The sequence below is a fragment of the Pseudomonas imperatae genome, from assembly GCF_057128625.1.
Window position 1 is genome coordinate 1 of sequence record NZ_JBSKHP010000084.1, and the last position, 556, is coordinate 556.

1 protein-coding gene is annotated in these 556 nt (G+C 66.5%); it reads left to right on the forward strand.

Features of this window, described 5'->3' with window-relative positions; translation table 11 throughout:
- Positions 1-370: 370 nt before the first annotated feature.
- Positions 371-556, forward strand: a 186-nt coding sequence (locus ACWKWX_RS32720) for a hypothetical protein (RefSeq protein WP_483829942.1), incomplete at its 3' end; no start/stop codon positions are given.

Below are 556 nucleotides of genomic sequence, written 5' to 3' on the forward strand. Positions count from 1 at the left end.
GCGCTCACCATCGAGGAATGGCGCGCCGAACGGCTCCCCGAGGAGCCGGTGAGGGGCCAGACCCCTCACACTCCCCCGGCCCAGGCGTGAAGGAGCACGCCCGCGCAGACGGACGGCCGCGAGCGGCCGACTGTTGGGCCTTCGGCCATCGTCTTTTCGCCGTGAAGCCTGCGGCAGCATACGGTCGGCCACCCTCCACGCAAGGGCTTTCGCGGCATATCCTCCCTCGCTGCGCTCAGTCCGGTATTCCACGGTCCCTTGCGCTCCGGCCGGCTCTCCCTAGCGGCACTTCCAGTGCCTTCACGGCAAAAAAACGTGGGGGTGAGACAGACGCAAATAGTACTAATCCCGTTAGGTGGAGGTTCCGAACATGGCACGCACAGTCAAGAACACCAAGAGCCCCGAGGAGCGTCGCGCCGAGGCCGAGGCCCTGCAAGCCACGATCGCGGAACAGGTCGAGGCGCTGCGCGAGTCCGAGACGTGGGCGCGGTTCCTGACCTTCGCGCAGTCGTTCCACCGCTACAGCCTGGGGAACCTGCTGCTGATCTTCGCCCAG